Annotated in this window: 13 protein-coding genes; 1 reads left to right on the forward strand and 12 read right to left on the reverse strand. The window is 56.6% G+C overall.

What is annotated here, in order from left to right; genetic code table 11:
* Positions 1-7 precede the first annotated feature (7 nt).
* Positions 8-808, reverse strand: a complete 801-nt coding sequence (locus RIN56_17130) for a methyltetrahydrofolate cobalamin methyltransferase (protein ID MDR7868523.1) — start codon at positions 806-808, stop codon at positions 8-10.
* Between the two features lie 353 nt (positions 809-1,161).
* On the opposite strand from RIN56_17130, the gene RIN56_17135 reads away from it, so the two are divergent.
* A complete protein-coding gene (locus RIN56_17135; GenBank protein MDR7868524.1) occupies positions 1,162-2,556 on the forward strand; it encodes a sigma 54-interacting transcriptional regulator in 1,395 nt (464 codons plus the stop codon).
* A gap of 51 nt (positions 2,557-2,607) precedes the next feature.
* On the opposite strand, the gene RIN56_17140 is transcribed toward RIN56_17135, so the two are convergent.
* The 11 genes from RIN56_17140 to RIN56_17190 form a co-directional block, all read right to left on the reverse strand.
* Complete coding sequence (locus tag RIN56_17140) at positions 2,608-3,876, reverse strand: MFS transporter (GenBank protein MDR7868525.1); 1,269 nt, start codon at positions 3,874-3,876, stop codon at positions 2,608-2,610.
* A 41-nt stretch (positions 3,877-3,917) separates the two neighbouring features.
* Positions 3,918-4,733, reverse strand: coding sequence for a methyl-accepting chemotaxis protein (locus RIN56_17145; GenBank protein ID MDR7868526.1), 816 nt, complete (start codon positions 4,731-4,733; stop codon positions 3,918-3,920).
* Between the two features lie 22 nt (positions 4,734-4,755).
* Positions 4,756-5,547, reverse strand: coding sequence for a hypothetical protein (locus RIN56_17150; GenBank protein MDR7868527.1), 792 nt, complete (start codon positions 5,545-5,547; stop codon positions 4,756-4,758).
* Positions 5,548-5,698: 151 nt separating this feature from the next.
* Positions 5,699-7,129, reverse strand: coding sequence for an S-layer homology domain-containing protein (locus RIN56_17155; protein ID MDR7868528.1), 1,431 nt, complete (start codon positions 7,127-7,129; stop codon positions 5,699-5,701).
* Between the two features lie 108 nt (positions 7,130-7,237).
* Positions 7,238-8,530 (reverse strand): MFS transporter, encoded by a 1,293-nt coding sequence (locus RIN56_17160; GenBank protein MDR7868529.1) that lies wholly within the window; start codon positions 8,528-8,530, stop codon positions 7,238-7,240.
* Between the two features lie 54 nt (positions 8,531-8,584).
* On the reverse strand, positions 8,585-8,875 hold the full coding sequence (locus tag RIN56_17165) for a ferredoxin family protein (protein MDR7868530.1): 291 nt from the start codon (positions 8,873-8,875) through the stop codon (positions 8,585-8,587).
* Complete coding sequence (locus RIN56_17170; GenBank protein ID MDR7868531.1) at positions 8,872-10,155, reverse strand: FAD-dependent oxidoreductase; 1,284 nt, start codon at positions 10,153-10,155, stop codon at positions 8,872-8,874. Before RIN56_17170 ends, RIN56_17165 begins: the two co-directional genes overlap by 4 nt.
* Positions 10,156-10,182: 27 nt before the next feature.
* Positions 10,183-11,109 carry an electron transfer flavoprotein subunit alpha/FixB family protein gene (locus RIN56_17175; protein ID MDR7868532.1) on the reverse strand — a complete coding sequence of 309 codons (927 nt, stop codon included), beginning with the start codon at positions 11,107-11,109 and terminating at the stop codon, positions 10,183-10,185.
* Positions 11,110-11,126: 17 nt separating this feature from the next.
* On the reverse strand, positions 11,127-11,906 hold the full coding sequence (locus RIN56_17180; protein MDR7868533.1) for an electron transfer flavoprotein subunit beta/FixA family protein: 780 nt from the start codon (positions 11,904-11,906) through the stop codon (positions 11,127-11,129).
* Positions 11,907-11,931: 25 nt separating this feature from the next.
* Complete coding sequence (locus RIN56_17185) at positions 11,932-13,071, reverse strand: acyl-CoA dehydrogenase family protein (protein MDR7868534.1); 1,140 nt, start codon at positions 13,069-13,071, stop codon at positions 11,932-11,934.
* Between the two features lie 31 nt (positions 13,072-13,102).
* Entirely contained in the window at positions 13,103-14,245 is a 1,143-nt protein-coding gene (locus tag RIN56_17190; GenBank protein MDR7868535.1) for an acyl-CoA dehydrogenase family protein, read from the reverse strand.
* Between the last annotated feature and the right edge of the window lie 4 nt (positions 14,246-14,249).

A 14,249-nucleotide genomic window follows, 5' to 3' on the forward strand; every position in this document is an offset into this window, starting at 1 on the left:
CGGAAAGCTATTCGTACAGCCCCTTACGATGGGCCTTGAGATATTTGGCGCAGTATTTGTCCTGTCCAAGGAGGGCCCGCGAGGCGTGAACAAGGCCCATCATCGCTTTGTCGGCGGGATTCAGTATATACCCGTCCATTCCCGCCGTCATTGTCTGCACTACAAATAGCCTGTTCAATACCCCCCGATTCGGCAGGCCGTAAGAAATGTTACTCAGGCCGCAGGTAAAATGCACCGCCGGGAATTTGTCTTTTATGAGTCTGATGGCGTCCAGTACTTCCAAGCCATGTCTGTCGTTTGTACTGAGCGGCTTGACAAGCGGGTCGAGATAAATATCGTCCTGGGCTACTCCCGCTATTTCCAAGGCCTTGACCAACTCGGTGGCGATCCGCAGTCTATCCTCAGCCGAAGCCGGCATACCAGCATCTTCGATACACAGGGCCACAACTTTGGCATTAAACTCCCGCACCAGCGGGGCAACCGCCTTAAAGCGTTTTTCTTCGGCGCTGATGGAGTTAATCATCGGTTTATAGCCGGGCTTCAACAGGCTTAGCCCCACTCTCAGTGCGCCTTCGTCCGGGCTGTCGATGCACAGCGGCGTATCAACCGCCTGCTGGATGGTCTCGACTAACCACTGCATGATTTCCAGTTCCTGCCCCACCATATTCCCGCAGTTTACGTCAAGGTAATCTGCGCCGGCGTCCGCCTGCTGACGGGCCACTTCCTGAATATATCCGGCGTTTCGTGCTTCGACCGCTTCCCGTATTGCTTTGCGGCTTGTGTTGATGAGTTCTCCGATGATTAGCATCCAATCCCTCCCTTATGAATACAAGAGCCCCCGGCCCTTGTGCCAGGCAAATATCTGTGTAGCAATATCAGTGCCAAAAGCCCTCGGCGTCAGGAAAAACCGTATTATCAGCATTTTGTTGCCTTCCGTCAGCGGATACCTGCTGATTTTGGTACCTTTGCGGCGACACCCTCGCTGATTGAACGCCGCCATATGTACCGCTGATGGTACATTGGACAAAATATCATACCAAAAATATTCCATTTATGTTTCTCTATGTAACCTTAGGCGGCAGGAATTATCCCGAACAAGTATAATTAAGTATTTTCAGACTCTTTGCATTTTTCCCAAAGCCATTACGAGGAGATGACAAGATGGCTAACGATAAAAGAACCAAAAAGGACAATACCTTGAATCTCTCCGAGTTGTTCGACAAGTTTCCCAATCCTATCTTTGTAACCGATGCGCAGGGAAATGTCTTGATCTCCAACTCCACCGCCGCCATGACATTAGGGATATCCCAGGATCAATTCCTACAAGGCAATGTTAAGGACATGGTCCAAAAGAAATATTACACCAGGTCGTACGCTATAGAAGCAGTCGAGAAAAAGTGCGCTATCGGCGGTCCGCTGATTACCGCCCGCGGTATTACCATGATGTCGTCCAGTACACCGGTGCTTGACGACGACGGCGAAGTAATTCTGGTTGTTACGACAGGCTACCCCAAGGGTATAAACCCTAAACATACCAACGACGATTATATATGCAGGCGCAAACGCGAAATGGAATATCTGCGCAGCCGCGTCCTCGACAAAACCGATATTGTTGCCGAAAGCTCGGCAATGCGACAAATTCTCCTTATGGCCCACAAGATTGCCCAGACCGAGAGCCCTGTACTGTTAACAGGCGAATCCGGTTCCGGCAAGGAAGTGCTGGCCAACTATATCCACCGGCATAGCACAAGATCACAGGAGGCATTCCTTGCCGTCAATTGCGCGACTTTTCCCGAACAATTGGTCGAATCCGAATTGTTCGGTTACGAAAAAGGCGCTTTCACCGGGGCCAACACCGAAGGAAAAATGGGCCTGTTTGAAGCGGCTCACCGCGGCACGTTATTTCTTGACGAAATCGCCGAGCTGCCTCTTGCCCTGCAGTCGAAACTGCTCAGGGTACTGGAAACAGGCGAGGTTCGGCGTATCGGCAGCAACGTCGACCGCATAATCGATTTCCGCCTGATTGCCGCCACCAATAAAGACCTTGAGCAAATGACTGAACAGGGAGCTTTTCGCAGAGATCTGTATTACCGGCTGAATGTTATTCCGCTACGCCTGCCGCCGCTTAGAGAGCGTCCGGAGGATATCCTCGCGCTTTCGGCCAAATTCCTGGCTCACTTCAACAAAAAGTACGATGTTAACGTTGAGCTCGACCCGCAAACTTTGGATATCTTCCTCAAACAGAACTGGCCCGGAAATGTGCGTGAACTCCGGAACCTGATCGAGCGCAAGGTTATCTGCAGCCTGCACGACTACCCGTCCTACTGCCTTGAGATGGCAGTATCCGATACGCAAGATCGCTCCCATTCGGTCGATATCTTCAAGCAACTTGGTCTCAGCGGCACGTTGCGGGAAGTCTTATCGGCGGTCGAACAGAAATATATCCATAACGTTCTCAAAGCGTGCGGGGGGCGCATCGGCGAGGCCGCGAACCAACTGGGGATCTACCGGACGATCCTTTACCGGAAGCTAAAGTCCTACGAACAAAATAAGTAATCGCTGCAAGGATGTATCGCCCGCGATATATCCTTGTATTTTTTATCCCGACTACACCTTGCGGATCCAGAGGGCGATCATCGCCAGCATGCCGATCAGGGCGAACACCGACATAACCATTAGCCCGCCGGTATAACTGCCGGTGACCTGGATGAAATAACCGATGATCATCGGCGTAAGAGCTCCCGCGGCGCTGCCTAACGCACTTTCCATTCCGGCACCCGCGCCCAGGGCGGCAGGTGGAACAACCTTCTGGATTATCGCCCAATGTCCCGGCAGCCCGATCATCAGCGCCGTAACGGCGAGGATGAGCCAAAGCGCGGCTTCAATCTGCCCGGTGGAGTGGGCAGCCCCATAAACGCCGACCGCGGCCCCAAGCATGTGTATAACACCCAGCGTCGCTTTGCGGGGAATCTTATCTGTCAGCCACCCGGCGGCGAGGCCCCCGATCATCGATACTGCGTAAGGAGCATTGGCCCAGTAGCCCATGCTTTTCCAGGAAAAGCCCATCGCCTGTTTCAGGAAGGACGGAATCCAGGTCAACAGTCCGAAAAAGACGGCGCAGCTGAAGATATAGAAGATTACGCACAACCAGTAATCGACATTGAAAAGAAAGCTTTTCCAGAGCTGCCACATTGATGTCCCCTGGTCGGGCTTCTGCTGCGCCAGCTTCTCTTCTTCGGCCTGCAAACCGCTCTCGATATAGGCGAGTTCCTGCTGGTTTATCCTTTTGCTCTGCCGGGGATAGTCGGTGATGAAGAACCATACGAGAATGAGCGGTATGAAGCCTAAAGCCGCCAGAACAAAGAAGCTCGACCGCCACCCCCAGGTGCCGATAACCCATACCAGGAATGGCATGGCAATCGCCGTTCCCGCTGTCAGACCTACAAGCCAGACTGAATTGGCCCTGGCCCGCTCCTGGGGCGGGAACCAATTCTTCACAACCTTCATCTGCATTGGCCAGTGCATGCCTTCGCCGATGCCGAGAATAAAGCGGGCAGCAATCATGCCGGCGAAAGCCGACACCAGACCGCCGTAAAAACAGGAACCAATCCAGAAAAGGACCGCCAGGGTCATCGCTTTGCGCGGCCCGATCCTGTCGCCTAGCGGGCTCAGCAAGAACTGCGACAGCGCATAGGTCGCCATGAATACCGACATAAGCGACCCCATTGCAACCGGATCGCCCTTAATGCCCATGTCGGTCAAAAACTTTTCGTCAGCGACCAAAATTGCTACATTGACCCGGTCGAGGTACGCGACCACCAATGTCACGAACAGGATTAGGATGACCACAATCCGTTGCCTGGTGGGTTTTTCCACTCTATATGCTCCTCTCTAAGCCCGTTTTGCCGACCGCTTATCTAAGCAATCTCGGCTACTCTTTCAATATCTGCGGCCGAATTCGCCAAATCCTGCATGGTAGCTCTGATCTGATCGGTAGCAAGCAGCTGGTTGCCGCCAAGCTCGGCCGCTTGGGAGACAATCTCGACAACGACACGGATCTCCGCCTGGATGTTCTGCAAAATTTCCCTGATATCGCGCACCGATTGGGAACTGTTGTCTGCCATCTTGCGTATCTCCTCGGCGACAACGGCGAACCCCCGTCCGTGTTCACCGGCCCGGGCGGCCTCGATTGCCGCATTGAGTCCCAAAAGGTTTGAATTGCTGGCCACATCGCTGACAAACCGGAGAATGTCGTTGGTCTTGTTGATCTCGCCCAGCACCGACTCACCCGAGGATTTCGCCTTTGTAAGGTTGCCTGCAAGCTTCTCGGCCGCTTTCGACAGCTCGTCGGTCGTCGCCGCCATCTCCTCGGAGGTCGCCGCCATTGCCTGGGCTGTAGTATGGAGCTGCTCCTGTACCTTGAGGGTGGTCGCAGTGCCTATAACCCCGGAGATTGTCCCGTCCTCTTCGATTATCGGGTAACAGATGGCTTTGAGGGGAACGCCGTACACCCGCGCCGGGATAATGCCGGTTGCTATTTTGCGGGTTTCAATGGCGTTTTTTGCCAGGCCGCCTGGCGCCGGTTCCCCGATCGTCACGTTTGCCGGAAAAGTTTTCGCGTCGGCATACTTAAGAATGATAGCTTCGGCGTCGCAGAGCAGCACACTGCAGTCCCACGCGCTCACGTCCCGGATTATTTCCATTACACCGCTCAGCGCTCTCAGCTTCTCCACAGCAATTTCCTCCGCATCAACATCATTTATAATTATTGCTCGCCTCAGGAAGACGTATGGCGGATTGCCTTCGCAGACGGTCAATCTCGGTCTGCAGCCAGGCGACCTTCTCCGTGGCGCTTCTTCCATGGTCGACTAACACATAAGGGTTCGGCATCCTGTTCCGGCTTATTGCCGGTATGCTTCCGATAACAACCTTATTCAAAGAACTGCAAGCGGCCCGTTCGCGGAGAAACCGCGAAGCCTCAGCCTGTGATGCAAAAAGCGGTACAATGTGGTCGCCGCTGACCCACGCGGCCCACCATCTTTTTTTATACGGCGCGATCAGATAATCCGGTTCGTCATCCGTCTCTATTTCACCAGGCGTCTGAAGATGCTCCCCGTACCCCAGTTCATTCATCACCGCTTCATAGTTCACCTTAGGCAGCGGCGATGTCATAAATCGGTAGTAATCGGCCAGCGTTTTCTGCCAAGAAGAAGCATAAAGAAGAAACGGTGAACTTCCCAGGGCCATTTCCAGACCGGTCACGACCATTTCCAGCAGTTGAATGCTATTTATCGAATATTTAAAGGATATTTTCCAATACCTCAGAAATTTGCCGTTCTCTTCGTCGTAGTTAAAATCTGCTTTTGCGATTATTTCCCTTACCCCGTCAGTATTATTAAAAATCTCACAGCCGATTTTAACTGTGCCCGTCTGCTCGTCATCGCCTGCGGCAACCGCTAAAAAAATCGCGTCAGGGATATGGCGTCCGCGAATTACGGATTGGCCGCGCGAAAAATAAATGCGCTCTTTTGTCAGCAGGTCGATCATTTCCCGGAGCTTATAATGCCGGTATTTGACGAGCACGAGTTACCCCCCCATGCCAGGTACCCGGAATAATGGCGAAAGCATCTCAAGAATTCCGATAGAAGCCCGAATAATTATCCGGGCTTCTATCGGATTCCGAACTACTGTCGTGATTTTAGAAGTAGCAATCGACCTTGACCATATAGGTGTTATCAAGGCTGTTCGAGGTCAGGCTGGGGGTCATGGCGCGGTTTTTGACCTTAATATCCTGGTATTCGAAGGATAGGACGACGTTTTTGTCCATGACCGTCTGATACACCAGATAAAGGGCTTTTACGTTATCGGTGCCATGCATGTACGTGTTGAAGGGAGTGGCGGCGTAGGAGACGGCGACCGTATCGAAGCCGCCGGCGCCGGAGGGGATGGTTCCGGGATCGATGCTGCGATACCCCACCATCCAGGCGCTGGCGCCCCTCACGGTCGGACGGACAAGCAGGAACGATGTCTGGTAGTAGGCGGCCGTTGCGCCCGGGCCGTTGCCGTTCGACAGCTGGATGGCCCAGCCTTTGGGGCTGCCAGCAACGCCGACGGGTTTGCTCAGGGTTGTGCCGACAAAGTCGCCCAACAGGGTCAGGCCGCTAAATTTGTACTTGAAAGACAGGTCATAACCGTGGGAAGTCGAGAAAGAGCCGCTCTCGGCCAGCATACCGGTGGTAGCCGCATTGCTGGTGCCGGGGATATCGGCCCAGTAGTAGCCGAGGCCCATCTTGAAGTCTTTCGACACATCGTAGGCAAACTGGGCGGTCGTCAGCTGATTCGGGGATTTGATGGCGCCAACGGCAGTGGAGTCTTTGATGTTGCCGGTGAAGCCGATGAACTTGGTGTCGCCGAAAGTCTTGTACAAGGTGACGCCGTCGACGCCGAGCGGTTTCCCGAGAAGGCCGTTGCCGATGAAGTCGAGGGGCGTGCGGCCCAGCCGGAAAGTGTCGAGCCCGAGAAAGCCCTTGGAAGTCAGGTTGAAAGTGTCGATATAGACGGTGGACCCGAAAGGTTCAGTTGCAACCGAATTGTTGCCGAATTTGTTGCCGTAGTTGGTGGCCAGGCGGCCCTGAACGGTGGCATTTTCGTTGATGTTGCCGCTGAATTTGAGGCGCAGCCGCCAGTCGGTGGTGTCCGCCCCGCCGAGTTTGGTGGCGTTGGGATACTTGGGATCGTTGGCGAAATAGCGGAAGCGGAGGTCGCCGCCGACAAGCCAGGTGCTGGTCTTGGCTTCCACCTTGGCCATGCGGGCGCCCATGCGGTTGAGCTCGGCCGCGAACTCGGCCGACAGCTTGTCGATAAGCTTTTTCTGAGCTTCGTCGGCTTTGTCGAAGCGGTCGATGGCCTTAACGGTGGCGATGGCAAACTCGTAGCGGTTCATGAGCTTGTCGCCGCGGAAAGTGCCGTCGCCGTAGCCTTCGATTACTCCGGCTTTGGCCAGCGTGGCTACCGCGTCATAGGCCCAGTGCTTGGCAGGTACGTCGTTGAAAGTCTGGGCGGCAAACGCGGTAGTCGAGAGCGCGAAGGTAAATAGGGCAATAAGAACGATTGTCCACAGTTTTCTCACGTTTTTCCCTCCTGATATAGAGTAACGGTTGCTTTCCGACTAACTAATCTCCCGGCCGGCATCCCCCCTAGTAGCTTTTGCGCCTCCGAGCCCTAGTTTCCAAGTTTCCTAGGCTTTGACGCTGGGAGCGCTGTCGCTGGCGTTAGGCGCTTTAGGCATAGTGGTGAATATCAGCAGGACGATACCAAGCACGCCCATAGCCACGTTGAGGTAGAAGGCTTCGTTGTAGCCTTTGAAGATGTCGAACAGCCGGCCGCCGACAATACCTGCGCCGGAAACGAGGACGGCGCTGATGGCCAGCAGGTTGCCGTTGAGTTTGGGGAAGGCGGCCGGGCCGAAGAAATGGCCGAGCATGGTCTGCTGGGCGACGAAGCACCAGCCGAAACCGGCGCCGTAGCACGCGGCGGCTATGTAAACCACCGTGAGAGACGACGGGCTGGCCTGAAGAGCCAGGAAAGAGCCGACAAAGTAACAGCATAACCCGAGCATCATGACGAAGCGGGCGGGAATCCGGTCCATCAGCCAACCGCTGATGAGTCGGCCGGCGATGCCGCCCATGGTAAAGATGCCCATAGCGAAGGCGGCGTCGGCGGGATTGATACCTTTACCGCGCAGGTGCATAATCCAGTGGGCGGTGAAGAAAAAGAACGGCCATTGGCTGCAGGCGGCGGCAAGGACAGTAAGCCAGTAGGAGGCGGTTTTGTAAGCTTCGGACGGTGTCCAGGCATATTTGGTGTAGAGCGGGTTGGCGGCGGCCGCCGCTTTCTCGGCTTCGGTCGCTTCCCGGCCGTCGGGGATCTGGCCGTGATCCTGCGGCCGTTCTTTGATGAACATGAAAGCGATGATTCCGGCGATGACACAGGCGGCGGTAACGCAGAGCCAGGCGAGACGCCAATTGCCGCCGGTGGCCTGAATGAACTTGTTTATGGCCGGCGAGGCGATGAAGCCGGCAAAACCGGAAGCGGTCATAGCGATAGCCATCGCCCGGCCGCGGTACCTGACGAACCAGCGGGTAACCGTGGTCGCCAGCGGCAGCATCGTGCCCATAGCCATGCCAAAGCCATTCAAGACACCGAAACCAATGAGGTAGTGCCAGGGCTGGGTGGCCACCTGGGACAACCATACGGTACCGATGACCAGAATCACCGCGCCCATCGCGAAGGTCTTTCTGATACCGTACTTCATTACCGCCATACCGGCGGGGATGGCGCCCAGACCGACGAAAAGGTTGGTCAGCGAAAAGCCCGCGCCGTAAGTCATCCTATCCATCGGAATATCCTTGATCATGAACGAGTTGATGACGGCGCCGCCGTAAAGCGGGAAACCAAGATTGATGAGATAGATAATCCATAATACCGCAACCATGTACCAACCGTAGAATTTTTGCTCGTTGTTACCCATTTCCAGCCTCCTTCTTTGTCTTAAGGTCCGGGATACCTCAATCAGATGTATTTTTTACCCATACCTGAACGACACCCCGAAAGTACCCCGCGGATAATTCCAGCCGGTTATTCCCTTGTCCTTGCACATAACCCGGCAGGTGCCGCACTCCAGGCAGCCCGCGTAATCGAAGTTTATTTCCCCTCCCTTCAGCGTGTAAAGCACAGCCGGGCAGACCACCAGGCACGGCTTTTCGTCACACCTAGCGCATATCGATTTGTCTAGCACGATATGCGGATGGCCCTCGTCAACGGTGAACTTGTTGAGCCCAAGGAGTTCCTCGGCACTTTGCCGCTTGATTGTCATAGCGCTCTATACCCCCTCCAGCCATCGGCCAGCAACTGGCCGAAAGTGACGTGCCGCCCGACGATCTGCAGCATGGCTTTGTCCATTCTTGCCGGCACTTTGCCGTCGACGGTGAACATAAACTTCATGGCATCGTTGGCCAACGCCGGATATTCGCTGAACATGCGCGGCATCTCGAGGATTTTGTGCCAGCCGGCGAACAGCCTCATGCTGGGCATAAGGGAAAGCTTCTCCAGCTGCTTTTCGTAAAGGGGCCCGACGGCGGCCGCATCGGCGGCCTCAATAACGGCGTTGGCTGCCGCCAGGCCGCTGACGATGGCCAGGTCGATGCCGCGGATTATCATGCCGGTGTTGATGCCGAAACCGGCAGCGTCGCCGACCATGACCAGCCCGTCGCAGTAGAGCTTTTTCGGCATGCCGCTCAGCCCGACCTCAGGGACAAGATGGGCGCCGTATTCGGCCGTCGTCCCGCCCTCGATGAGCGGCGCTATGGCCGGGTGCATCTTCAGGTCCTGAAGGATTTCCTGGATTTTTTTGCCCCTTTTTGCCGCCTGCTCGGGATTAAAGACAATCCCGAGAGAAACACTGCCTTTATTGGTGTAGAGGAACATGCCGCCCGAAGTGCCTTCGGTGCAGCCGAGCGCCAGCCTGGCCGCACCTTCGTCGCCGCTCAGGTTAAAGCGGGCGGCGATGACGTCGTCCGGCAACTCGATGATTTCCTTAACGCCAACGCCGACCAGATGGGGCGTGATGTCGTCCCTAAGTCCGGCCTTCTGGCCGATGAGCGAATTGACGCCGTCGGCGGCGATAACGACATCGGCGTACATTTCGTCCTCGCCGGCCCTGATGCCGACAATTTTTCCGTTCTCCTCAAGCAGCTCGTCCACCAGAATACCAGTGGCGACCATCGCACCCTTGGCTTCGGCCTCGGCCGCGAACCACTCGTCGAAAGGAGCCCTGAGCACCGTGTATGACTGGGGCACCTCCTCGCCGAACTCGAAGTCGGCGTAATCGACAGTCACAGCGCTCTTGGCGCCGAGCATCATTATCTGCTCGCGCACAACCTTGCGCTGCAGCGGCGCCCGTTTGTAAAGGCCCGGTTCCACCATTTCCAGAGCATAGGTGTAGAGACGGCCGCCGGTGACATTCTTACTGCCGGCGGTTACGCCCCGTTCCACCAGAAGAACGCTCTTGCCTTCGCGGGCCAGCACATAAGCGCAGGCTGACCCCGCCGGTCCGGCGCCGATAATTATTGCGTCGAATTTTTCGTCAGCCGACATTTAACCAACTCCCAACGGCGGTTATTGTTACTTTTTAAGCGCGGCGGTAATGAGCGGGGCAACTTCGTATAAATCGCCGACGATACCATAATCGGCGGCTGCAAAAATCGGCGCCTTCTCGTTCGTGTCCACCGCCACGATCACTTTGGCGTCGCGGATGCCGGCGACGTGCTGCACCTGGCCGGACACGCCCAGGCTCAAGTAGAGCTCGGCTTTGATGTTCTGGCCGGAGATGCCGATATAACGCTCGACCGGCAGCCAGTGGTAGTCCTCGGCGATGCCGCGGGTGCAGCCGATTTCCGCCGACAGCGCCTTTGCGAGGTCTTCGGCCAAGGTCAGGTCTTCCTTTTTGGCCAGGCCGCGGCCGACACAGACGATACGGGCGGCAGCGGCAATATCGACGCCCTGGCGCTCTATCGGGCAAAGCTCGCTGACTTTCACCCGCGGATCGCCCCCGGTCGCCGCGAGAGAAGTAATCTGGCCCTGGCCGCCACCGGCCACCGCCTTGTCGAAGGTGCGGGGGGCGATGGTAACAACGGCCGGCAGGACAGTAGCCTCGCAGGCCACCGCCAGTCCCCCGTACTTGAGACGGGTGGTTTGCAGCTTGTCCTCGGCAATCTCGATAGTCTGCGCTTCGGTTACCAGCCCGGCGTCCAGCTCGTTGGCGACCTTTGCGGCGATATCCTTGCCGCGGGCAGTGCCGCCAATGAGGATAACTGCGGCCAGTTCCCTGGCCGCCAGCTCGGCTATCGGCTGTGCGCAGCCTTCCGGCCAGTCCTGCCCTGTCAGCAAAACGACTTTATCGGCGCCGGCGGCGGCGAGAGCAGTTGCATCAGCCTCTGAAAGAGCGACGGCGCAGAGCGAATGATTCATTGTAGCTTTAAGTCCGAGGCCAGCGGTGACGAGTTCTAAGGCAATGGCATTATTTTCGGAGAAGATGAGTATTCCCGGCATATTAAGGCTCCTTTCCTCTAACACACGCCTTCTTTGGCAAGTGCGGCGGCAAGTTTGGCGACGTTATCGGCCTGTGCTGGCTCTTTAAAGAGGACGTTTTTGCGGTTCATGACAAAGCCCTTGACCGTAAGGGTGACTGTCTTAGCGGCAAGTTGCCTGGGCGAAAGGCCAAGGTCGGCGATTTTTATCTCTTCCGAGGGTTTCTTCGCAGCGGCCAGCACCTGCTTGAGACTGGGAATACGCGGCTTGTTTATCTCCGGCACTACGCTCACCACCGCGGGGCCTTCGACTGTTACCACTTCGGTGCAGTCGCCCAGCTTGCGGGTGGCGACGACGCGGCCGTCTTCGAGCTTGAGCGACTGGACATAGGTGATCGCCGGCAGGCCGAGACTGGCTGCCAGACGTGGCGCTACCTGCTGGTTGTAGGCGTCGGCGCTCCCTTCGCCGCAGATGATCAGGTCGTAGGGACCCGTTTTGCGGGCGGCGACGGCGAGAACGCCGGCCGTCACGTAGCCGTCGGCCTTATCGGCGGCCGGGTCGGCTATGTAGTATACCTTGTCCGGCCCGCGGGAAAGGAGGTCTTTGAGCGACTGCCTCACGGCGTCGCCGCCGAAAGTAACGGCGTCAACCGTCGCTCCCTGGCCCTCCTGCAATAACACGGCTTCTTCGATGGCGTTCTTATCGTAGTCGCTTATTTTGTATTTGGCCCGGCTTAAGTCGAGCGAGGCGTCGGCGGCATTAACCCTGATATCCTGTTCGTCCAGGACCCATTTATAGCAGACAAGTATTTTTGACATTGTCTTCTCCTTTTCAATAGAGCGTTTAGGCCAACACTTCAGCAACAATCGTTTTTTCCGGGAAGTCAGCCGAGCTGCTTTTAAGGATAACGCCTTGGACGTCGCGATAAAAACGGGAAGCCGCCATCTCTTCGCTATAGCCGTACCCGCCTTCGATCTGAATGACGTCTATAAGAGCGCTCTTGCCGATGCGACCGGCAAACAACCGGATTATGGCCGCCTCCACCGCTAGCTGTTCGCCCTTATCGACGAGATCTGCCGCATGGTATACCGCCAGCCTTGTCAGGTGAATGTTCGCAGCCATCTCGGCCAGCATGGTCTGGATGGCCGGAAAGCTGGTAATCGGCCGACCAAACTGGATACGCTGCTTACCGTACTTGGCGGCATCTTCCATTGCCGCCTGAGCGATACCGACGACGATCGCCCCCTCGGCAACGCCGGTGACCGCCTGGATCTCGGCCAGTATAGCCGCACCCGCGCCCTCGCCGCCGAGAAGGCCGTCGGCGGGGACTTTGACGTTGTCGAAAACGAGTTCGGCCCATTGGCAGCCTCTGAGGCCCATCTTGCCGATAAGCCGGTTAACCTTAAGCCCGGCAGCCTTGGCGTCCACAATGAAAGCGCTGAGGCCTTTAGCGCCAGCCTCGGGATTGGTAACGGCGAATACTATGTAGACGCCGGCTGCGCCGCCATTGGCGACATAGGTCTTCATGCCTGTCAAGCGGTATGTATCGCCCTCGCGGACAGCCACCAACCTGTCGGCGCCAACGCCGGGAGCGGCGCCGGGCTCAAGGCCGGCCATCCCGCCGAGGATATCGCCTTTAGCCATGGCCGTCAGCCAGTTTTTTTTCTGGGCGTCGCTGCCCCAACGGCTGACCGCGTAAGCGGCGGCCGACGCGTGGTTCACCAGGATAGCCGCGACAGCGCCACTGACTTTGGCGAGTTCCTCGACCGTAAGGATGTAGCTCAGGTAACCCGCTTCCGCACCGCCGTATTCGCCCGGCAGATGCAGGCCGAGAAAATCGTATTCGGCCATTTTTTTGACGACTTCTCCCGGATGGGCGCCGGTTTTATCGCATTCAGCAACCGACGGCACGACGTACTCCTGGGCGAATTCCCTAGCCGTCTGCTGTATAAGCTGTTGTTCTTCCGTTAATGTGTAACTCATGCGTTAACCCCCTATCTTCATCTCGCTTTGCCTAGTCTTTGAGAAGGATTCCCGAAATGACGAGGCGCTGGATTTGGTTCGTACCTTCGTAAATCTGCTGGATTTTGGCGTCGCGCACGAGCTTTTCCACCACCGAATCTTGCGAATACCCATACGCGCCCATGATTTCCATGGCATCCGCGGCTACCCGCATACCGGTGTCGGTGGCGAAGGTCTTGGCCATGGCCGCTTCCATGGTGTAGGGCAAGCCGGCATCCTTTAGCCGCAGGCAATTGCGGACCAGCTGCTTGGCAGCCTCGGTCCGGATGGCCATATCGGCCAGTTTAAAGGCTACGCTCTGGTTGGCGGCCAGTGGTTTGCCGTTTACGTCCAGTTGGCGTTTGGCGAATTTGACGGCTTCGTCGAGCGCACGCCGGGCAATGCCCACTCCCTGGGAGGCCACCATCGGTCGAGCCATGTCGAGGGTTTTCATGGCAATTTTCATGCCCTCGCCCTCGTTACCCAGGAGATGGTTCTTGGGAATACGGACGTTTTTCAGGAGCAGTTCGACGGTGTTAGAGCTGCGAATGCCCAACTTATGCTCAACAGCCCCAACGGTAAGGCCTGGGCGTTCTTTCTCGACGATAAAGGCGCTGAGGCCTTTAACGCCAAGTGATGGATTGGTGCTGGCGAAGATAATCATAATGCTGGCAAAACCGCAGCTCGTCGCAAAACACTTCGTGCCGTTCAGCACCCATTCGTCGCCGTCCAGCTTGGCGGTGGTGGCAACAGCGCCGGCATCCGAACCGGCCCCCGGCTCGGTCAGGGCAAAGCCCGCCAGCCCACCGGCAACGATGCGGCTGAAATACAGCTTCTTCTGTTCGTCCGTTCCGGCGATAAGCAAGGGGTAGCAGCTTAGCCCGTTACCGCCGAGCGTGGTGGCAAAACCGGCGCAGCCATAGGCCCACTCCTCAACAATCGCCGCCTGCGACACCGAATCGTAACCTGCCCCGCCGTATTCGACGGGAACAGCGTTGCAGATGAGGCCGGCTTTCTTGGCCTCCTCAACAATAAACAGCGGAAATTCGCCGCTACGGTCGTATTCGGCGGCAACCGGCATAATGTGCTTGGCGGTGAATTCCCGCGCCAGCATCTGCAATCTTTGCTGCTCTGGAGTCAGCGATTTGTCTGCCATATTC

It is taken from the genome of Sporomusaceae bacterium, from assembly GCA_031460455.1.
Classification (GTDB): Bacteria; Bacillota; Negativicutes; order Sporomusales; family UBA7701; genus Anaeroselena.

What these genes read in the sequence shown, in the direction of transcription:
- RIN56_17190 (MDR7868535.1), bottom strand. Translation starts at nt 14,245, where the DNA reads ATGGCAGACAAATCGCTGACTCCAGAGCAGCAAAGATTGCAGATGCTG.
- RIN56_17175 (MDR7868532.1), bottom strand. Translation starts at nt 11,109, where the DNA reads ATGCCGGGAATACTCATCTTCTCCGAAAATAATGCCATTGCCTTAGAA.
- RIN56_17135 (MDR7868524.1), top strand. Translation starts at nt 1,162, where the DNA reads ATGGCTAACGATAAAAGAACCAAAAAGGACAATACCTTGAATCTCTCC.
- RIN56_17150 (MDR7868527.1), bottom strand. Translation starts at nt 5,547, where the DNA reads ATGATCGACCTGCTGACAAAAGAGCGCATTTATTTTTCGCGCGGCCAA.
- RIN56_17160 (MDR7868529.1), bottom strand. Translation starts at nt 8,530, where the DNA reads ATGGGTAACAACGAGCAAAAATTCTACGGTTGGTACATGGTTGCGGTA.
- RIN56_17165 (MDR7868530.1), bottom strand. Translation starts at nt 8,875, where the DNA reads ATGACAATCAAGCGGCAAAGTGCCGAGGAACTCCTTGGGCTCAACAAG.
- RIN56_17130 (MDR7868523.1), bottom strand. Translation starts at nt 808, where the DNA reads ATGCTAATCATCGGAGAACTCATCAACACAAGCCGCAAAGCAATACGG.
- RIN56_17170 (MDR7868531.1), bottom strand. Translation starts at nt 10,155, where the DNA reads ATGTCGGCTGACGAAAAATTCGACGCAATAATTATCGGCGCCGGACCG.
- RIN56_17180 (MDR7868533.1), bottom strand. Translation starts at nt 11,906, where the DNA reads ATGTCAAAAATACTTGTCTGCTATAAATGGGTCCTGGACGAACAGGAT.
- RIN56_17185 (MDR7868534.1), bottom strand. Translation starts at nt 13,071, where the DNA reads ATGAGTTACACATTAACGGAAGAACAACAGCTTATACAGCAGACGGCT.